Origin of the sequence: Streptomyces capillispiralis (assembly GCF_007829875.1) — a bacterium.
In the GTDB taxonomy this organism is placed as follows: domain Bacteria; phylum Actinomycetota; class Actinomycetes; order Streptomycetales; family Streptomycetaceae; genus Streptomyces; species Streptomyces capillispiralis.
The window spans coordinates 7,420,623-7,442,135 of the sequence record NZ_VIWV01000001.1; the positions used below are offsets into that span (position 1 = coordinate 7,420,623).

The 21,513-nt window shown below is 73.1% G+C and carries 9 protein-coding genes; 1 reads left to right on the forward strand and 8 read right to left on the reverse strand.

Annotated features, from left to right (window positions below; all coding sequences use genetic code 11):
- Positions 1 to 41: 41 nt before the first annotated feature.
- The 7 genes from rho to FHX78_RS32520 form a co-directional block, all read right to left on the reverse strand.
- A complete protein-coding gene (gene rho / locus FHX78_RS32490; protein ID WP_145870928.1) occupies positions 42 to 1,181 on the reverse strand; it encodes a transcription termination factor Rho in 1,140 nt (379 codons plus the stop codon).
- 532 nt (positions 1,182 to 1,713) lie between these two features.
- Entirely contained in the window at positions 1,714 to 2,883 is a 1,170-nt protein-coding gene (gene alr / locus FHX78_RS32495) for an alanine racemase (protein WP_167531914.1), read from the reverse strand.
- A 61-nt stretch (positions 2,884 to 2,944) separates the two neighbouring features.
- Positions 2,945 to 4,180, reverse strand: a complete 1,236-nt coding sequence (locus tag FHX78_RS32500; RefSeq protein ID WP_167531915.1) for an MFS transporter — start codon at positions 4,178 to 4,180, stop codon at positions 2,945 to 2,947.
- 35 nt (positions 4,181 to 4,215) lie between these two features.
- Entirely contained in the window at positions 4,216 to 4,986 is a 771-nt protein-coding gene (locus FHX78_RS32505) for a thioesterase II family protein (RefSeq protein ID WP_145870931.1), read from the reverse strand.
- Between the two features lie 10 nt (positions 4,987 to 4,996).
- Positions 4,997 to 6,724, reverse strand: coding sequence for a non-ribosomal peptide synthetase (locus tag FHX78_RS32510; protein WP_145870932.1), 1,728 nt, complete (start codon positions 6,722 to 6,724; stop codon positions 4,997 to 4,999).
- 1 nt (position 6,725) lies between these two features.
- The gene (locus FHX78_RS32515) at positions 6,726 to 7,763 is read right to left on the reverse strand and encodes a TauD/TfdA family dioxygenase (protein WP_145870933.1); all 1,038 of its coding nucleotides are present in this window, start codon (positions 7,761 to 7,763) and stop codon (positions 6,726 to 6,728) included.
- 104 nt (positions 7,764 to 7,867) lie between these two features.
- A complete protein-coding gene (locus FHX78_RS32520; RefSeq protein ID WP_145872262.1) occupies positions 7,868 to 8,086 on the reverse strand; it encodes an MbtH family protein in 219 nt (72 codons plus the stop codon).
- 353 nt (positions 8,087 to 8,439) lie between these two features.
- Between FHX78_RS32520 and FHX78_RS32525 the strand changes: the two genes are divergently transcribed.
- Positions 8,440 to 20,853: a non-ribosomal peptide synthetase gene (locus tag FHX78_RS32525; protein ID WP_145870934.1), complete on the forward strand. Its 12,414-nt coding sequence runs from the start codon at positions 8,440 to 8,442 to the stop codon at positions 20,851 to 20,853.
- Here the strand turns inward: FHX78_RS32525 and FHX78_RS38290 are convergent.
- A complete protein-coding gene (locus tag FHX78_RS38290; protein WP_425282237.1) occupies positions 20,837 to 21,286 on the reverse strand; it encodes a helix-turn-helix domain-containing protein in 450 nt (149 codons plus the stop codon). The two genes, FHX78_RS32525 and FHX78_RS38290, sit on opposite strands and share 17 nt — an antisense overlap.
- Positions 21,287 to 21,513: the final 227 nt, after the last annotated feature.

The following is a 21,513-nucleotide window of genomic DNA, read 5'->3' on the forward strand; positions in this document are numbered from 1 at the left end:
CGCCGTCCGCGAGCACCCGGATGCCACACGCCGACGCGGTGTCAGTCGCCGGGCAGGGTCGGCCGGACGCGCCGCAGGAACGTCGCGTTGTCGGGGGTCTCCCGCATCCGCCCCAGCAGCGTCTCCAGGCCGGACGGCCCGTCCCCGGACCCCAGCACCCGGCGCAGCCCCTGGGCGGCGCTCAACTCGGCGGGAGTGAGCAGCAGTTCCTCACGCCGGGTGCCCGAGCCGGTGATGTCGACGGCGGGGAAGAGCCGGCGGGCGGCCGCCTCGCGGCTGAGCCGCAGCTCCATGTTGCCGGTGCTCTTCAGCTCCTCGAAGTAGAACTCGTCGGCGCGGGAGCCGGTCTCCACCAGGGCGGAGGCGAGGATCGTCAGCGAGCCGCCCTCCTCGGCCTGGCGGGCGGCGCCGAAGAACCGCTTGGGGCCGAGCAGCGCGGAGGCGTCGACGCCGCCGCTGAGGGTGCGGCCACCGGACGCGGCCGCGTTGTTGTAGGCACGGCACAGCCGGGTCAGCGAGTCGAGCAGTACGACGACGTCCTCGCCGGCCTCGACCCGCCGCTTGGCCCGCTCGATGACCAGTTCGGCGAGCGCGATGTGCTGCCGGGCCGGCCGGTCGAAGGTCGAGGCGTACACCTCGCCGCGCACCGAGCGGCGCATGTCGGTGACCTCCTCGGGCCGTTCGTCGAGGAGCACCACCATCAGCCGGCATTCCGGGTGGTTGCCGGCGACGGCCGCCGCGAGCTGCTGGATGAGGACCGTCTTGCCGGTCTTGGGCGGGGCCACGAGCAGTCCGCGCTGCCCCTTGCCGACCGGAGTGAGCAGGTCGGCGACCCGTCCGGCCAGGGCGGAACCCGGGTGTTCCAGGCGCAGCCGCTGCCGCGGGTGAAGGGGCGTCAGGTCGTGGAAGTCGCGTCGGCCGCGCAGTGCGCCGGGCGTACGGCCGCCGACCCGGGTGATGTCGGTCAGACCGCCCCTCTCGTTGAGGACGCCCTCCACGTCGTCACCCTTGCGCAGGCCGTGGCGGCGCAGCAGCGCGGGGGAGACGGGCGGGTCGTCGGGGGAGGGCATGCAGTTCTCTGCGCGCAGATGCCCCTTCCCGGCGGAGTCGATGTCGAGGACACCGGTGACGAGCCGGGGCTGCTGCTGTACGGGAGCGTGATCGAGCGTGGTGGTGGTCATGCGGGCCGGTCCTTTCGTGGACGACGGGCGGGGACATGCGAGCAGGGGGAGGAGACAGACCGTGCGGGGAGGGCGGACGCGCGCCTCCGGGCGGCGGGAACAGCACCCCGGTCACGGCGGGAGAGACCCTGCCGACGAGGTGGTGCGGGGAAGCCGGTGCGCCGTCGGAGACGACGGGCGGATCGGCGAACCGGAGCGACTCCGGAAAAGGATCTGAGAGGAAAAGGCACCGACGCCGGAAAAGAGGCGTGCTACGCGTGCTCCTCGTACTGTACCACCCGATGCGGTGGGCGGGTCGGGGAAAGGCGCGGGCGCTCGTCTTCCGGGCCCTTCGGCAAGAGCCCCCGGACCGGCTGGCCGGCGTCCTCAGCCATGCGCAGAACGACTTCCAACGCCTCGTGATGGTGCTGGTCTGCGTCCATGCGCTCAGCGGCACCGACATTCGCCACCTGCTGCTCACTTGTAGCGTCCTGCGCGAGGTCGATGGAGGGGCGTCTGGGGGGATTACGGCCGTGGCACCTCGTAGACGGGTTCAGCCCGTCCAGGGACGGGTGCCGACCGCCGGCACGGTCTGCCGGTTGACGTGCGGGCGATCGAAGTAGGTGGTGACCTCGCACGGGGTGGTGTTCATGGCGAGCGCCCATTCGTGGATGGTGGGCTCGCCGTCCGACTCGCTGCCGATGAGGACCACCTCCTCCCCCTCCTCCACTTTCTCGTCACCGCAGTTGACGATCATCTGGTCCATGCAGATGCGTCCGACGACGGGGTAGCGCCGGCCGCGGATGGAGACCGAGAGGCGTCCGCTGAGGGAGCGCGGGATTCCGTCGGCGTAGCCGACCGGGATCAGGGCCAGGTTGAGCGCGCTCGGCGCGACCCAGTCGTGTTCGTAGGAGACGCCTTGACCGGCTTCGACCCACTTGGTCAACGCGACGTGGCTGGTGACTCGCATGGCGGGCCGGAGGTCGAAACTGTGGCGCTCCGTGTACGGCAGCAGGCCGTAGAGGGCCGAGCCGGTTCGGATCATGTCGAGGTGGAGGTCGGGCCTGGTGAGCGCCGACAGGGATCCGGCGAGGTGGCGTCGGACGTCGAGGCCGGTGTCGACGGCCCGCCGCCACGCGTCGTCGAGTAGCTTCGCCTGTTCATCCAGCGTGTGGTGGCCCGGGACTTCGCCGTGGGAGAGGTGCGACCACACCGAGACCACCTCGATCAGGCCTTGGCTCTGGGCGGCCTTGGCGGCGTCCAGCAGGGCCGCCGAGTGCTGGAGCGCCGCCCCGCCGCGCGCGAGCCCGGTGTCGACCTCCAGGTGGACCCTGGCCGGGCGTCCGGCGCTTCGTCCGGCGTCGACCGCGAAGGCCAGGGTGCGGGCGGACTGCACCGAGACGTCCACGCCGGCCGCCGTGGCCAGGCACATGCTCTCCACCGAGTTGTGCAGCCAGGCGAGGATCGGGGCGTCGAGGCCGGCCCGGCGCAGTTCGAGTGCTTCGGCCGTGGTGTACACGCCGAGCCAGGTCGCCCCGGCGTCGAGCGCCGCGCGGGCGACGTCGATCGCGCCGTGCCCGTAGGCATCGGCCTTGACGACGGCCATCACTGCGGTGGCGGGCCGGCTGACGGCCTGTCGGACGACGCGCGTGTTGTGCGCGACGGCCGACAGGTCCACCAGCACGTTGAGGTAGCGACGTGGAACAATCGACCGAGCCTCCATAGATGAATCCATTCGTAGGGGTCGGCGGACTGCTGTTCTCCCTTCGCCGCGTCGCGGGTGCTCAGGCGGCCTCGGCCGAACTCACCCTCGGTCGGGCCGCTTCGCGCAGCAGCAGGGTGGTGGCCACGCTGCCCACTCCGGTCAGCGCGATCGCGATGCCGACCGGCACGAACTCGGCGACCACTCCGAACACCAGGGGGCCGACGCCCTGGATGCTCATGGTGACGGTATTCAGCAACGCGAAGCCCTGACCCTGGAGTCCAGCGGGAACGGCTTCCAGGAAGCGCCGCTGCAGGCCGAGCAGGTAGGCGGAGCCGGTGCCGGTGACGACGTAGGCGGCGGCGACCGACGGATAGGGCAGGTCCAGGGCGAGCGTGAGCGAGGGGGTGCCCATCACCAACAGCAGCGGCAGGACCAGCCGTTCCCGGGTGGCGGGCGCGAACGCCCGGCCGATGACGACGTCGCCGATCAGCATGCCGACCGAGGTGGCGGCCAGCAGGACGCCGGTCTGCTGGGGGCTGAACCCGCGGTGCGCGCTGTACGGGATGAGCAGACTGCCCGCCGCGGCCAGGTAGGCGGCGGGCAGGCACTGCACCATGATCAGCTTGAGCACGCCGGGGCTGGCGACCAGCGCCGCGTTGCCCCGCAGGGTCCGGCGCATGATCGACCCGCCGCCCGTCGCCGGCGCGCTCGCGCGGGGCGCCCGGGCGGGCGACAGGAACAGCCGGCTGATCGCCGCGGCGACCAGGTGCGCCCCGGCGGTGACCAGCATCGTGCGCTCCACGCCCAGCCAGACCACCAGCGTCCCGCCGGCGGCCATGCCCACCATCTGCGCGGAGACGGCGACGATGTAGGACAGCGAGCGCCCGAGGACGTAGGTGTCGCCGGTGAGGGCTTCCGCGAGGACCCTGGCCGTGGCCCCGGTGGTGACCGGGGTCAGGCAGGCCACGCCGGCGACCAGGACCAGGCTGGCGGCGACCGGGAGGTGCCCCATCGCGAGCAGCAGCCCGACCGCGCACTGGAGGGCGTAGCCGGTGCTGATGAGGGTGCGCGGGGTGAACCGGTCCGCCATCGCGGCGAGGAACAGGCCGCCGGCGGCCTGCGGCAGGAAGTTGATGGTCATCGTCACCGCGGTGAGCAGCGGTGAGCCGGTCCGGTCGTACACCAGCACCGCGAGTGCCACGGCCCGCAGGGTGTCGGACATGACGCCGAGCAGCCGGCCGGCGAAGACGGCACGGAACTGGGCGACCGCGAAGACCTGGCCGTAGGTGGCCTTCACGGTGAACTGATCGGTCATGGGCTGGGTACTCCCGGAGCCTTCCTGGATCGTTTCTACGGGTTGATCGCGCTGATCCGGGTGGGCAGGGTCCGCCATACCTCGGGGGTGTAGAAGTGCCCGCCGGGCAGCTGGTCGTGCCGGTAGGAGCCGAGGGCCAGCTCCTTCCACCGGGCGGGCGCGTCGGCCTCGATCACCACGTCCTCGGCGCCGGCGAGGAACTGCACCGGCATGGTGACGCCCAGGGCGCCGTTGTGGTGGAAGGTGTCACGCACGGCGATGTCGGCGCGCATGATCTCCACAGCCATCTCCAGCAGGTCCGGGTCGTCGAGCACGTGTTCGGCGACCAGCCCGTGGGTGCGCATCCAGGTCATCAGGTCCTCGTCGGTGTCCTGGCGGGCCGGGAACATGTCGCGCGGGGTGAGGCCGCGGGCCGGGGCGTTGCACGAGGACACCGCCAGGGCGTCGGGGACGGAGCTGCCCCGGGCCTCCAGCCGGGTGGCGACGTCGAAGGCCATCCAACCGCCCATGCTGTGGCCGAACAGGACGTAGGGGCGGTCGCCGACGGCGGAGACGACGGCGCGGGTGGCGTCCTCGGCGAGCTCGTCCCAGGTAGTGGCGAAGTCCTCCATGAAGCGGCCGTCCCGGCCGGGGTAGCAGACCAGCGCGAGGTCCACGTCCGGTGCGACGACCTCGGCCCACGGGTGGTAGGCCCCGGTGCCGCCGCCGCAGAAGCCCAGGCAGACCAGGGTGGTGGCGGCGTCGTCGAGCTGTTTCGGGCGGATCACGGCGGTGTTCTGCCGGGCCGCCCCCAGGCGGTTGGTCATGTGTTCTCCTCTAGCGCTCGGCCGTCGCGGCCGCGCCGACGTGGGTGGCCCGGACGAACTCCGCGAAGTCCCGCAGCAGCGGCCGCCGGTAGACGTCGCGGATGGACAGGGCCGTGCCGAGCTCCTTCTTGACCCGGGCCACGACGCGGATCGCCATCAGCGAGTGGGCGCCGAGGGCGAAGAAGTCGTCGTCGGCGAAGACCCGGTCCCGGCCGAGGACATCCGCCCACACGTCGGCGACCAGCTCCTCGTACTTGCCTTCCGGCTGCCGCCCGTCGATCCGGTCGGCGTCGGGGTCGGGGAGCCCGGCGAGGTCGATCTTGCCGTTGACGGTCAGCGGGAACGCAGCGATCGGGACGAGGCGTGCGGGGACCAGGTGGGCCGGCAGCTGTGCGGCCAGGTGCGCGCGCAGCGCGTCGAGGTCGACGTCGCCGACGCAGTACGCGACCAGGTCGTCGGCGCGGGCCACCACGACGGCGGCGCAGCCTTCGCGGTAGGCGGCGACGGCGGCCTCGATCTCGCCGGGTTCGATCCGGAAGCCGCGCACCTTGACCTGGCGGTCGGCCCGGCCGACGAACTCCAGTGCGCCGTCGGCCCGCCACCGGACTTCGTCGCCGGTGCGGTACATCCGGCCTCCGCCGCCGGCGAACGGGTCGGCGACGAAGCGTTCGGCGGTCAGGCCAGGGCGGTTGACGTAGCCGCGGGCGACGGCGGGGCCGGCGAGGTAGAGCTCGCCGGTGACGCCCACCGGGACCTTCGCCAGGCGGTCGTCCAGCACGTGGGCCTCGACGTCGGGCAGCGGCGGGCCTATGTGCGGCTCGTCGCCCTCGATCGGGGCGGTGGTGGAGTCGACGGTGCACTCGGTCGGCCCGTACAGGTTGTACGCCTCGACGCGGCCCTGCCGCCCGGCCTCGGCCAGTCGCCGCCACAGCGCGGGGGAGACCGGCTCGCCGCCGAGGAACAGGCGCAGCGGCAGGCTGGTGTTCCCGGGCTCCACGGCCTCCCAATGGGACGGGGTGGCGTCGACGTCGGTGATCCCGTACTCGGCCAGTGCGGCGCCGAAGCGGGCGGGGTCGCGCCGCTCCTCCTCGTCGAGGACGACGACGGTGTCGCCGCGGCAGATCCGTGCCCACTGCTGGACGGAGGCGTCGAAGGACGCGCTGGCGTTCCAGCCGACCACGCGGTGCTCGTCGGGGTAGGCGCCGACGGCTTCGAGCCGGTGCAGCAGGGAGGCCACGCCGCCCCGGGTCGCGACGACGCCCTTGGGTACGCCGGTGGAGCCGGAGGTGTAGATGACGTAGGCGGCGTCGGCGGGGGTCACAGGCACCGGCGCGGTGGCGGGGCCGACGGCGGCGGGGACGATCACCTCGACGCCGGTGAGCCGGGTCGGGCGGTCGTCGGCCGTGACGACCAGCCGCGGGCCGCAGTCGCGGATCATGAAGGCGATCCGCTCGTCGGGATGGCGCGGGTCGAGCGGCACGTAGGCTGCGCCCGTGCTCCAGGCGGCGAGCAGTGCGGTGACGAGGTCGACGCCGCGCTCCAGGCAGACGCCGACGTGGTCGCCACGGCGTACGCCGCGCTCGCGCAGGGCGCCGGCCAGGGCGGTGACGCGGTCGGCGAGCTGGGCGAAGGTGAGGCCGGCGCCGCGGGAGCGGACGGCGAGGCGGTCCGGCGTGGCGGCGGCGGCCCGCAGGAACCGGGTCAGCGGGTCGGGGCCGGTGACGTGACGGTCGGTCATCTCAGACGAACCTCGCCTCGGCGTCGACGGTGGGCAGGCAGTCCCGGACGGAGACCGGGTCGCCCATGGCGACGACGATGCGGCGCTCGCCCCGGAACGGCTCCCGGCCGTGGGCGGTGAGGATGTTGTCGACCACCATCACGTCGCCGGGCCGCCAGGAGCGCCGGACGGTGGCGGCGGCGTAAGCGGCGTTGAGGGTGGCGAGGTCGTCCCTGGTGAGCGGTTCGCCGTCGCCGAAGGACGTCTCGAAGGGGAGGCCGTCGGGGCCGAACTCGTCGACCAGGGATTCGCGGATCTCCTCGTCCAGGGACCACGAGTTCCAGAACGCCAAGTGGTTGAACCAGACTTCGTCACCGGTGTGCGGGTGCGTGATGATGCCGGCCCGGATCTGACTGGTGCTCAGGTCGTCGCCGCTCCAGCGTTCGGCGATCAAGTTCTCGGCGCAGTAGGCCTCCACCTGTTCGGCGCGGTCGGCGGCGAAGGCGGTGCGCCAGTCCAGCGAGACCAGGTCGGAGTAGTTGCGCCGCAGCGCCCAGCCGGTGGCACGCATCCGGCGCACCAGGTGGTCGGGCAGCTCGCGCAGGACCGTCCGGCAGTCGGCGACCGGAGTGGCGCCGCCCTCCGCCGGGGCGGTGAGGCAGCAGAAGACCAGTGTCCCCGGGAAGTCCAGGGTGTAGCTGTTCTCGTTGTGCATGCGGATGGGCTGGGCCGGCGGCAGGTCGGTGGAGGAGAACACGTCGTCGCCGTAGCTGTGCCGCGGTGTGGCCTTCTCCCGGTACGGGGTGCGCTGCGGGACGAGGAGGTCGCGGACGGCACTGAAGTCCTGCACGTCGCGCACCGGCAGGCCGCGCAGGTACAGCGACCCGTGGGTGCGGGTGGCGGCGCGGAGGTCGTCGTCGACCGAGCGCAGCCAGTCCAGCGCGTCGGCGAGTGAGGGCAGCTCAGGGGTGACCACCAGCGGCGGGGCCCCGGCTTCGAGCTGGATGTCGAGCCTACTGTCGAACTGGCTCGCGACTCCTTGATCGGTGGCATTCGCCATCTGACGCCGAACCTCTTCCGGAATTGTGAAAGTCGCATGACGAGAGCGTGAAATCGTCGGCGGACGCGTTGTGCGCGGGGATCATCGATCTACATGGCCGCGCATTACCGGCCGTCGCCGCGCAGTGCTTCGATCAGCGATTTCGGACGCAGGTCGGTCCAGTTCTGCTCGATATATTCGAGGCACTCCTCCCGCGCTTTCGGTCCGTGAACCGGGCTCCAGCCAGCGGGAACGTCGGCGAATGCAGGCCATAGTGAATGCTGCCCCTCGGCATTGGTCAGCACGAGGTATTGCCCTTCTGTATTATCGAAAGGATTCGTCAAATTAACCATCCCCGTAGCGGCATATTGCTTTTCGATCATCACCCTAACCGCAGCTTCGAGCGCCTGACAACCGCTCTTCGGGGGCGGCGGCGGCTCCGCGCCGGAATCGGCCGGATCCTTTCGGTCGGGCGCTAAATGGGGTGTTGATTATCTTGGACCCAGCACCTACGTTGAAATGGTCATGGCCGCTGAAACCTGCCTGTGGCGTGCCCATTGGCGCCCGGGGCCGGACCACTTACTTCTGACGGATGACAGCCGCCGACCCCACGCCCCGGTGACACCGGTCGCGCGTGCCCGGAGTCGGCGCACCGTGCCCTGTGCCGCTATTTCGGGGGAAGGACGGAAAGAGGCGTATGCCCAGGTTGCCGAGGCTTCCGCACGCACCGCAGGACACCAGGGGGGCCGACGGATCGAATTCGCCCTCCGAAGAGGCAAGCACCACCCGCGCACTCGACCCCGAACTGCTCGTCGCCGCCCGCTCGTTGGCGGCCGACAACGACACCGACCTGTTCTCCGTGCTGACGGCCGCCTTCGCGGCGGTGCTGGCCCGGTACGACGGCCCCGAGCCGATCGAGCTCGGCGGCGCGCCCGGCGAGCTGCTGGCGATCACGCCCGGGCGCGAGGACACCTTCGCCGACCTCCTCCGCACCGTCCGCCTGACCGGACGCCGGCAGGTCGACGAGGAGCGCTACCTGGCCGCCGACGCGGTGTTCCGGCCAACGGCCGACGAGCCGTCGAAGCACCAACTGGTGGTCGAGGTGCGGGAGTCCGCCGAACAGGTCCACCTGGACGTGGCCTTCGACGCCGACGCGTTCGACCACGCAACCGTCGAGCGGCTGCTCGGACACCTGACGACCCTGCTGGCCGCCTGCGTCGCCGACCCGGGCCTGCGCCCGCGCACCGAGGCCCCGCTGCTCACGGCCGCGGAGCAGCAGCGGATGCTGGTCGACTGGAACGACACCCCGACCAGGTTCGACCACGACCGCACCCTGCACGCGTGCGTCGCCGAACGGGTCGCGGCCGACCCCGACGGGGCGCTGCTGATCCACCGCGGCACGGTCTGGAGCGCCGGCCGGGTCGACAGGGCCGCCAACCGGCTCGCCCACCGGCTGCGGGCGCTCGGCGTCGGCCGGGGCGGCCGGGTCGCGCTGTGCCTGGACCGGGGACCGGACCTGATGGTGGCGATCCTGGGCATCCTCAAGGCGGGCGCCGCGTACGTCCCGATGGACGCCGACTACCCCGTCGAACGCCTGGCGTACATGATGGGCGCCGCCGACTGCCACGCCCTGGTCACCGAGGCGCCGCTGGTGCCGCGGCTGCCGCGCACCGACGTCCCGGTGGTGCTGATGGACCGGGACGCCGCGGAGCTGGAGCAGCTGCCGGACCACGCCCCCGAGGACGTCGCCGGCCCGGACGACCTCTGCTACATCATCTTCACCTCCGGCTCCACCGGCCGGCCCAAGGGCATCGCCATCCGGCACCGGGGCGTCGTCAACAACCTGCCCGACATCAGCGCCACCGCCGGGGTCGGCCCTGCGGACCGGGCGATCGCGCTGTCCTCGCCGAGCTTCGACATGTCGGTCTACGAGCTGCTGGGCCTCGCCGTGGCCGGCGGCTCGGTGGTCTTCCCCGACCCGGGCCGCAGCAAGGACCCGGCGCACTGGCACGACCTGGTGCGGGAGCACGGCGTCACGGTGTGGAACTCCGCGCCCGCGCTGCTGGAGCTCTACGTCGAGCACGTGCGCGCGCTCGACGACCGGACCGGCATCCGCACCGTGATCCTGGGCGGCGACTGGAGCCTGCCGGACCTCCCCGAGCGCCTGGAGGCCCTCTCCCCCGGCATCCGGGTGCACGTCTTCGGCGGGTTCGCCGAGGTGTCCATCTCCTCCACCTGGTTCCTGGCGGGCAAGCCGCTGCCGGGCTGGTCGAGCATCCCGTTCGGACGGCCGATGGCCGGACAGCGGCTGTACGTACTGGACGCGGCGAAGCAGCCGGTCCCGGTCGGCGTGGTGGGCGAGATCCACATGGCGGGCCTCGGCGTCGCCGAGGGGTACTACGGCAACCCGGAACTGACGGCGACGAAGTTCTTCGAGTGGTCGCACGGCCCGGTGCGCTCGGAGCGCCTGTACGCCACCGGCGACCTGGCCAGGTTCCACCCCGACGGGCTGGTGGAACTGGTCGGACGGATCGACCACCAGGTCAAGATCCGCGGCGTGCGGGTCGAGCTCGGCGAGATCGAGTCCGTGTTGCGCGAGGACCCGTCGGTGGCCCGAGCGGTGGCCCTCGCCCGCAAGGACGCCGCCGGCGACCAGCGGCTGGTGGGCTACGTGGTCGCGCGGTCCGGCGCCGAGATCGATCCGGCGGCGCTGCGGCGCCGGATCCGCACCTGGCTGCCCGAGCAGATGGTGCCGTCCGCGATCGTGGTCCTGGACGAGCTGCCGATCAGCCCGAACGGGAAGGTCGACCGCAAGGCGCTGCCGGCACCCACGTACACGGCCGCGGGCGGCCGGGAGCCGAGGGACGCCGCCGAGCGGGAGCTGTGCGCGCTCTTCGCCGAGCTGCTCGGCGTGGAGCGAGTGAGCATCGACGACAGCTTCTTCGACCTCGGCGGCAACTCGCTGCACGGCATCCGGCTGGTGCGGCGGCTGCGGGCCCGGTACGACGCGGACCTGTCGATCAGGACCGTGTTCGACGCGCCCACCGTCGCGGAGCTGGCCGCCCGGGTCGGCGGGCAGGCCGGCCGGCGGCGCGCGCCGCTGACACCGCTGGAGCGCCCCGACCCGCTGCCGCTGTCCCTGGCGCAGCAGCGGCTGTGGTTCGTCGAGCAGCTCAACGGGCCGTCGGCGCTGTACAACATCCCGTTCAGCTTCCGGATCACCGGCCCGGTCGACACCGTGGCGCTGATCGAGGCACTGCGCGACGTGGTGGACCGGCACGAGGCCCTGCGCACCGTGTTCGTGGCCGACAGCGGGGTGCCGGAGCAGCGGATCGTGGCCACTCCGGCCGCCGAGGACCTGGTCCGGCAGATGCGCCTGCCGGCCGCCGAGTTGGACGCGGCCGTCCGCTACGCGGCCCGGCAGGAGTTCGACCTGGCCACCCAGATCCCGTTCCGGGCCTGGCTGTTCGAGGCCGGGCCGGAGCTGCGCCAGCTGCTGATCGTGGTCCACCACATCGCGGGCGACGGCTGGTCGATGCGGCCGCTCGCCGACGACCTGACGGCCGCCTACGCCGCCAGGTGCGCGGGCCGGGCGCCCGGGTGGGCGCCGCTGCCGGTCCAGTACGCCGACTACACGCTGTGGCAGCGCGGCCGGCTCGGCGCGGTCGACGCGCCGGATAGCCCGCTGTACCGCCAAGTACGGTACTGGCAGAAGCAGTTGGCCGGCCTGCCGGAGCGGGTCGGCTTCCCCGCCGACCGTCCGCGTCCGGCCGTCGCCTCGCAGAACAGCGCGACGCTGCCGCTGAGCGTCCCCGCCGAACTGCACGAGCGGCTGACGGAGCTGGGCCGCCGCACCGGCACCACCTTGTTCATGGTGCTGCACGCGAGCCTGGCGGCGCTGCTCACCCGCGCCGGCGCGGGCGCCGACCTGGCGGTGGGCACGATGGCGGCCGGCCGCACCGAGGACGAACTCGACGACTTGGTCGGCTTCTTCGTCAACACCCTGATCGTCCGCACCAGCACTGCGGACAACCCGCGCTTCGCCGACCTGCTGGCCCGGGTGCGGGAGACCTGTATCGGCGCCGACGAGCACCAGGACCTGCCGTTCGACCGGCTGGTGGAAGCGCTCAACCCGGTGCGCTCGACCGCGCACCACCCCCTGTACCAGGTCAGTCTGACGCTCCAGAACACGCCGGATGCGCGGATCGAGGTGGCGGGCGCGGAGGTCTCCGCGGAGATCCTGTCCACCGGGAAGCTGCTGACCGACGTGCACTTCGACGTCACCGAGTCGTGGACCGACGACGGCCGGCCGGGCGGGATCCACCTGGTGGCGCATTACGCCCTGGACCTGTTCGAGGCGGAGTCCGTCCGCTCCCTGATGGAGGGCTGGGTCGCGGTCCTGACGCAGGCCGCCGACGACCCGGCGACCCGGGTCGGCGAGTTCCCCGCCCCCGGCGGGCGGAAGCCGGCGGCACTGCCGGCGCGCACCGGCGCGGGTGCCGGCGCTCTCGTGCCGGAGCCGCAGGACGCCCTCGGGGCCGACGGCCGGGCCCCGCGCGACGGCCAGGAGGCGCTGCTGTGCCGACTGTTCGGCGAGATTTTGGGTGTCGACCGGGTGTCGATCGATGACAACTTCTTCGCGCTGGGCGGCCATTCGCTGCTCGCCACCCGGCTGCTGGGCCGGATCCGCGCCGCCACCGGTGCCGGGCTGCGGCTGCGCCAACTGTTCGAGGCGCCGACCGTCGCCGAGCTCGCCCAGCGGCTGCGCGACAGCGCCCCGCCGCGCGAGCCGCTGACCCCGCAGGTCCGCCCGGAGCGCATCCCGCTGTCGTACGCGCAGCGCCGCCTGTGGTTCCAGGACCGCCTGCAGGGCCCGTCGTCGACGTACAACATGCCGCTCGCGCTGCGTCTGGACGGGCGGGTCGACAGCGCCGCGCTGGAGGGCGCGCTCGGCGACCTGGTGCGCCGCCACGAGTCGCTGCGGACCGTCTACCCGGACGTCGAGGGCACTCCGGAGCAGCGCGTCGTCCCGGCCGCGGAGGCGTTCGTCGAGCTCGACCGCCGCCGGCTGGACGCCGCGGACCTGGAGGGCGAGCTGCCGGCGGTCTCCTCCACCCACACCTTCGACCTGGCGCGCGATCTCCCGTTGCACGCCTGGCTGTTCGAGGTGGCGCCGGAGCGGCACGTGCTGCTGGTGATCGTCCACCACATCGCCGGCGACGGCTGGTCGCTGGTGCCGCTGGCCAAGGACCTGATGGCGGCGTACGCAGCGCGGCGCTCGGGCGGTGAGCCGGGCTGGGCCCCGCTGCCCGTGCAGTACGCGGACTACACGCTGTGGCAGTTGGAGACGCTGGGGGCCGGCGACGACCCGGCGAGTGTGATGTCCCGGCAAGTCAACTACTGGACGGAGCACCTCGCGGGGCTACCGGAAGTGGTGTCGTACCCGACCGACCGGCCGCGGCCCGCGGTGGCCTCGTACCGGGGCTCGATGGAGACCTTCGAGCTGTCCGCCGAGCTGCACAGGGAGCTGGTGGCGCTGGCGCAGGGCTCGGGCGCGACGCTGTTCATGGTGGTGCAGGCCGCGATGGCGGCGCTGCTGACCAGGATGGGCGCGGGCACGGACACCGCGGTCGGCGCGCCGATCGCGGGCCGGCTCGACAACGGCCTGGACGACCTGGTCGGGTTCTTCGTCAACACACTGGTGATCAGGACCGACACCAGCGGCGACCCGACCTTCGCGGAGCTGCTGCGGCGGGTCCGGGAGACCTGCCTGGTGGCGTACGAGCACCAGGACGTGCCCTTCGACCACCTGGTGGAGCGGGTCAACCCGCGCCGCTCGGCCGCCCACCACCCACTGTTCCAGATCATCCTGGCGGTGCAGAACAACAAGGCCCCCGACTTCGCCCTGGCGGATCTGGACGTCGCCTACGACGCGCCGCCGACCGGCCGCACCCAATTCGACCTGCACGTCGACCTGTTCGAGCAGTTCGACGAGGACGGCCGGCCGGCCGGTGTGACCTGCCACATCGACTACGCGACCGACCTGTACGACGCGGCAAGCGTGGTCCGGCTGTTCGAGCGCTGGCAGCGGATGCTGGCCGGGGCGGCGGCCGCGCCGGAGACCCGGCTCAGCCGCCTGCCGCTCCTCACCGCCGCCGAGCGCGCCGAGCTGCTGGTCGGGCGCAACGACACCGCCCACCCGGTGCTCGACGCCCCGCTGACCGAGCTGTTCGCCGCGCAGGTCCGCAGGGCCCCGGACGCGGTCGCGCTGGTCTCCCAGGACGGGGAGTGGACGTACCGGCAGCTGGACGAGCGGGCCAACCGGGTGGCGAACTGGCTGCTCGCCCGGGGCATCCGGGCGGAGGACCCGGTCGCCGTCGCCCTGCCCCGCTCGCCGGAGCTGCTCGCCGTCCTGCTCGGCATCCTCAAGGCGGGGGCCGCGTACCTCCCGGTCGACCTCGGCTATCCGGACGCCCGCATCGACTACGTGATGGCCGACGCGCACCCGGTGTGCGTCGTCACCAGCGCCGACGCGGTCAAGCGGCTCGCCGCGCTGGCGCCCGGCGCGCGGGTCGCCGACCTGGGCTCGGTGCTGGACGGCCCCGCCGACGGCGCCGCGCTGCCCGTCGTGCGGCCGGACCAGCTGGCCTACCTGATGTACACCTCAGGTTCCACCGGCCGTCCCAAGGGCATCGCGACGACCCACCGCAACGTCGCCGAGCTGGTGCAGGACCCGGCGTGGGGCAGCGGGCACAGCCGAGTGCTGGCGCACTCCCCGCACGTGTTCGACGCCTCCACGTACGAGCTGTGGGTGCCGCTGTGCTCGGGCGGCACGGTGGTGCTCGCCCCGCCCGGCGCGGCCGACCCGGCCGTGCTGACGGGGTGCATCGAGGAGTACGGCGTGACGGCGGCGTGGATGACGGCGGCGCTGTTCACGGTGATCGCCGCAGAGTACCCGCAGCGGCTGCGCACCCTGACCGAGATCTGGTCGGGCGGCGATGTGGTGCCTGCCTCGGCGGTGGACCTGGTCCGGGAGGCGGCGCCGGAGGTCCGGATCGTCGACGGCTACGGGCCGACCGAGACCACCACATTCGTCCTGCACTTCCCGATCGACGCGGACGCCGACCTCGGCGCCGGCGTCCCGGTCGGCCGGCCGCTGGCCAACACCCGGGCCTACGTCCTGGACGGGGCGCTGGAGCCGGTGGCCGACGGCGTCGCGGGCGAGCTGTACGTCGCGGGCGCGGGCCAGGCCCGCGGCTACCTGGGGCGGGCCGCGCTGACCGCCGAGCGCTTCGTCGCGGACCCGTTCGGGCCGCCCGGGTCGCGGATGTACCGGACCGGGGACGTGGTCCGCTGGTCCGCGCGGGGGCAGCTGGAGTTCATCGGCCGCGCCGACAACCAGGTGAAGCTGCGCGGCCACCGGATCGAGCCCGGCGAGGTCGAGGCGGTGCTGCGGGAGGACCCGGCGGTGCTGGCCGCCACCGTGGTGGTGCGCGAGGACGTCCCCGGCGACCGCCGCCTGGTCGGCTACGTGGTGCCGATGCCGGACGCGGACACCGACCCGGGCGACTTCGTGGCCGACTGGGAGGCGACGTACGAGACCCTGTACGGGGAGGAGAACGCCGTCGGGGCCGGCGCGGACTTCTCCGGCTGGAACAGCTCCTACACCGGCGGACCGATCCCGCTCGACGAAATGCGCGAATGGCAGGCCGCCACGGTCGGCCGGATCCTCGCGCTGGAGCCGGGCAACGTGCTGGAGATCGGCGTCGGCACCGGCCTGCTGCTCAGCGAGCTGCTGCCGCACGTGGAGTCCTACTGGGCCACCGACTTCTCCGCCTCGGTGATCGACCGACTGACCCGTCAGCTGCGCGACACCGAGTGGGCCGGGCGCACCCACCTCTCCACCCGCGGCGCGGACGACTTCGAGGGCCTGCCCGCCGGGCACTTCGACACCGTCGTGATCAACTCCGTGATCCAGTACTTCCCGTCCGGCGACTACCTGGCGCGGGTGCTGGAGGGCGCGCTGACGCTGCTGCGTCCCGGCGGGCGGATCTTCGTCGGCGACGTGCGCAACCGGATGTCGCTGCGCGCCTTCCACGTCGCGCTCCAGGCCGGACGCTTCGGCGCGGACGCCGCGGCGGCGCGGGTTCTGGAGGCGGCCGACGCGGCGTTGCGGCTGGAGCGGGAACTCGTCGTCGATCCCGGGTTCTTCACGGCGCTGACCGGGCGCGCGGACGTCGGCGCGGTCGACGTCCGGCTGAAGCGGGGCCTGGGCCGCAACGAGATGTCCCTGCACCGCTACGACGTGACGCTGCACAAGGCGCCCGTGCCCTCGCACCCAGTGGCACGGCTGCCCGAGGTGGCGTGGCCGGGTGGCGGCCTGGCGGCCGTCGAGGAGATCGTCGCGGCGCACGCCGGCGGCGTCCGGATCCGCGGCCTGCTCAACGAGCGGACCGCGGCGGAGTGGCACGCCCTACGGGCGCTGGAGGACGCCGCGCCCGGGGCCCGGCTCGCGGACCTCCCGGCGGCCGACACCGGGCACGCGCTCGACCCCGAGTCTCTGCACGCCTGGGGCGACGCCAACGGCCGGGCGGTGGTCACCACCTACTGCGGGGATCGCGCCGACCTGTTCGACGCGGTGGTGCTGCCGGCCGAACTGGCCACCGCCCCGCTCGACGGGCTGTGGCATGCCGAGTCCCGCCCGGGCGCACTGGTCAACACGCCGACCCGGACGATGGCGGCGGGCCGGCTGATCAAGGTGCTGCGCGCCGGGCTCGCCGAGCGGCTGCCGGAGTACATGGTGCCCTCGGTGCTCATGCTGATCGACACCATCCCGATGACCACCAACGGCAAGGTCGACCGCCAGGCGCTGCCGGCGCCCACGTACACCGGCGACGGCTCCGGGCGCAGCCCGCGCGACGACCGCGAGGCGCTACTGTGCGACCTGTTCACGGAGGTGCTGGGCGTCGACCGGGTCACCATCGACGACAGCTTCTTCGACCTGGGCGGCCACTCGCTGCTCGCCACCCGGCTGGTCAGCCGCGTCCGCACCGCGCTGGACGTGGAGCTCCCCGTCCGGGCGCTGTTCGAGGCACCGACCGTCGCCGAGCTGGCCCAGCGCCTGACCGGCGGGACGCGGGCCAGGCCGGTGCTGGAGCGGGCGGTGCGGCCGGCGGCGCTGCCGCTGTCGCACGCGCAGCAGCGGATCTGGTTCGAGCACAGCCTGGAAGGCCCGTCGCCGACATACAACATGCCGTTCGCGTTCCGGCTGGCCGGCGACCTGGACACGGCGGCGCTGCGCGCGGCGGTGGACGACCTGGTGGCCCGGCACGAGCCGCTGCGCACGGTCTTCCCGGTGCTGGACGGCGTTCCCGAGCAGCATGTGCTGCCGGCCGCCGAGGCAAAGGCGTCTTTCATCGAGGAGACGGTGCCGGCCGCGCAGTCCGCGGCCCGGCTCGCCGCGGCGGCCCGGCACGCCTTCCACCTGGCGGCCGAGATCCCGATCCGGACGTGGCTTTTCCGGACCGGTCCGGACGAGCACGTGCTGCTTATCCTGATCCACCACATCGCCGCCGACGGCTGGTCGATGGGCCCGCTGGCCCGCGACCTGGTGACGGCGTACACGGCCCGGCGCTCCGGCGGCGCGCCGGCCTGGGACGCGCTGCCGGTCGAGTACGCCGACTACGCGCTGTGGCAGCGGCAGTTGCTGGGCGATCCTTCCGACCCGCACAGCGAGTACACCCGGCAGCTGGAGTACTGGGCGGAGCAGCTCGCGGAGCTCCCGGACGGGGTGGGCTTCCCCACCGACCGGCCGCGGCACGCGGCGACCTCGCAGCTGGGCGCGACCACGTGGCTGGAGGTACCCGCCTGGATGCACCGGGGGCTGGCGGAGCTGGCCCGCAGTCAGGGCGCGACGACATTCATGGTGCTGCAGGCGGCCATGGCGGCGCTGCTCACCCGGTACGGCGCGGGCACCGACATCGCGATCGGCACCGGCATCGCGGGCCGCACGGACGAGGCACTGGAGGAGCTGGTCGGGTTCTTCGTCAACACCCTGGTGATGCGGACCGACACTTCGGGCGACCCGCGGTTCGTCGACCTGGTCGCGCAGGCACGGGAGACCGGCATCGCCGCGTACGAGCACCAGGACCTGCCGTTCCACCAGGTGGTGGAGCGCCTGAACCCGGAGCGCTCGGCGTCGGGGCACCCGCTGTTCCAGGTGGCGTTCTTCCTGCAGAACAGCCCGGTGGAGCGGTTCACGCTGCCCGGGATGGAGCTGGAGGTGCAGGAGGCGCCCACCGGGAACTCGGTGTTCGACCTGTTCTTCAGCGTCTCCGAGCGGTCGGACCGGGGCGGCCTGGACGTGATGGTCCAGTACCGCACCGAGCTGTTCGACGCGGCGACCGTGGAGCGGATCACCTCCCGCTGGATGGCCGTGCTCGACTTCGTCCTGGCGCACCCCGAGGCCGCACTGTCGAAGATCGACATCGTCTCGCCGGACGAGCGTGCCGAACTGCTCGGCAAGCGCAACGCCACGGAGGCGGTGTACCCGGAGCAGACCGTCGCCTCGATGATCGAGGAGTGCGCCCGGACGACGCCCGACACGCCGGCGGTGGAGGACGAGTCCACCGTCCTGACGTACCGTCAACTCAACGCCCGGGCCAACCGGTTGGCGCGCCACCTCGCCGAGCGCGGGATCCGGCCGGAGGACCGGGTCGGCGTCCACCTGGCCCGCACGCCGGACCTGGTCGTGGCGCTGACGGCCCTGCTGAAGCTCGGCGCCACCTACCTGCCGCTCGACCCGGCGTACCCGGACGACCGGCTGGCGTACCTGCTCGACGACGCCCGGCCCCGGCTCTGCCTGACCGCCGGGCGGCCCGCGCAGGTGCTCAACGGCGTGCGGAGCATCGCGCTGAACGACGACGGGACGGCGGCGGCGCTGGCCGCACAGTCGGACCAGGACCTGGACGCGGCACCGTCCCACCCCGAGCAGAGCGCGTACATCATCTACACCTCGGGCTCCACCGGCCGCCCCAAGGGCGTCCTGGTGCCGCACCGTGCCCTGCACAAGCTCGCGCAGGAGTACCGCGCCCTGATGCCGCGCGAGCGGCGGGTCGCCCAGTTCGCCGCCGCCGGTTTCGACGTCTCCCTCCAGGAGATGTGCACGGCGCTGGCGTCCGGCGCGACCCTGGTGCTCTGCCCCGACGAAGTGCGGCGCGACCCGCAGGCGCTGGTCGCCTGGATCGGCCGTCGATCCGTCACCGAGGCGCACCTGCCGAACATCGCGCTGCAGGCGCTGGTCGACGCGCTGCCCGGGACCGAGGACGACCTGGCCCCGCTGACGCACATCGTCCAGGCCGGCGAGGCGATGGCGCACTCCGCGTCGCTGCGCCGCGCGCTGGCCCGCAACCGTGCCCTGACCGTGCACAACGAGTACGGGCCGACCGAGACCGGCATCGTCGTCATCGCGTGGCGCGGGCGGGAGCTGCCGTCGTCGTCCCCCGAGGTACCGATCGGCCGGCCGATGGCGAACGTGCGCGTGTACGTGCTGGACCAGTGGCTGGGCCCGGTGGTCGACGGCGTGATCGGCGAGCTGTACGTGGCGGGCGACACGGTGGCCAACGGCTACCTGGGGCAGCGCGGGCTGAGCGCGTCCCGGTTCGTCGCCGATCCGTACGGGCCGCCCGGGTCGCGGATGTACCGCACCGGCGACCTGGTGCGCTGGAACGCCGCCGCCGAGCTGGAGTTCCTGGGCCGGGTGGACGACCAGGTGAAGATCCGCGGGTTCCGGATCGAGCCTGGCGAGGTCGAGGTGGCGCTGCGCGAGGAGCCGGGGGTGGCCGCGGCCGCGGTGACCGTCCGCGAGGACGAGCCGGGCAACCGCCGGCTGGTCGGCTACGTCGTCCCGCCGCCGGGCGGGGCGATCGACACGGTCACGCTGCGGCGGTCGCTGGAGCGGCGGCTGCCGGCGCACCTGGTGCCGTCGGCGCTGGTGGAGATCCCGGCGATCCCCGTCACCCGGAACGGGAAGCTCGACCGGCGCGCGCTGCCTGCCCCGGGCCGCCCGGCCGGTCGCGGCGGCCGCGCGCTCCGCGACGAGCGCGAGCGGGCACTGTGCGCGGTGTTCGCCGAGGTGTTGGGGATCGAGGAGGTGACTGTCGACGACAGCTTCTTCGAACTCGGCGGCCACTCGCTGCTGGCGACCCGTCTGACCGGCCGGATCCGGTCGGCGCTCGGCATCGACGTGCCGGTGCGGATGCTGTTCGAGACGCCCACCGTGGCGGGCATCACCGCCCACCTCGACGGCGCCACCGGCCATGACGCCTACGCCCCGGTGCTGTCCCTGCGCGCGGAGGGAGATGCCGCCCCGCTGTTCTGCGTCCACCCGCTGGGCGGCCTCGGCTGGCCGTACGCCGGTCTGCTGCCGCACCTCGACCGGGCGGCTCCGGTGTTCGCGCTCCAGGCGGAGGGGGTCGCCACCACCCCGGCCAGGTACATCACCCTGGAGCACATGTCCGAGGTCTACGCGGAGCGGATCGTCCGCGCCCACGGCGGCCCGGTCCACCTTCTCGGCTGGTCCTTCGGCGGAAAACTGGCCCACGCCACGGCCGTTCGGCTGGAGTCGCTCGGCGTGGAGGTGTCGTCGCTGACCATCATCGACGCGAGCCCGAACCCGGCCGGGCACCGGGAGGAGAGCGTGTACCTCGACATCCTCGGCATGCTCGGCCTCGACCGAGACGAGATCGACGACTCGATGCTGGAGTTCGAGGGCTTCATCGCCGCCCTGCGCTCCCACGCCGCGCCGCTGGCCGAACTGACCCGTGAGCAGGTGGGCAACCTCGCCGAGATCATGGCGGGCCACCTGGCACTGGCCGACCGGCACAGCGTCGGCGTCTTCCACGGCCGCACCACCCTGGTCGCGTCCAGCCTCACGCTGGCGGCCGGCACGGCCGGCACGGCCGGCACGGTCGGCGCGGAGGACTGGGCGCCGTACCTCGCCCGGCAACCCCGCTACCAGGTGGTCGACTTCGAGCACCTGCACCTGATGACGCCCGAAGCCCTCGCGGTCATCGGTCCGCTGGTGAACGCCACGCTCACCGACCAGGCCTGACCCCAGGCCTTCGGAACGCCGCCGGCCACCGTGATCGACGGTGGCCGACGGCGTTCCGGCGTTCCCGGGCGATTCGGGGGCTCCGGCGCTCCGGCGGGTCACAGCCAGCCCGCCCGGGACTGTGCTCACTACGCCACGGACACGCCCCCTCCCCGGCCCGGACCACACGGGCCAACGGCAGCTCCGAGGTCTCGACCAGCCGGGACAGGGCCGTTCCCAGGGCATCCGTCAGCCTGCACATCGTGCCGATACACGGGTTCGTACGTCCCTGCTCGATGTGCACGAGCATGCCCTTACTGACCCCGGAGCGAGCGGCCGGAGTCTCCAGGGACCACCCCTGGGCCAACCGCGCAGCGCGCACCGACAAGCGATGACAAGACACCTGGTCCAGACTCTGTCGCGAAACCCACGCAGCCTGGGTCGACATCCCCATGCCCGCTGATCACCGACAGGCCCGACTTCGCGGCGCACCCGCAGCACATGCCCCGGACCGCTGTGACCACGGGAAGGCCCGCACTGCGCAGGGCTGGCGGTGCCCGCGCCCGACCAGAAGGACTTCGCGGTAAGGGCTGCCGGGAGAAGGGGGACGGGCGCCCCGCGCGGTGGTGCGGTGGCGCGGTCCGGGAGCGGACGGCGGGCGTCCGGCCCTCCGCTCGCCTA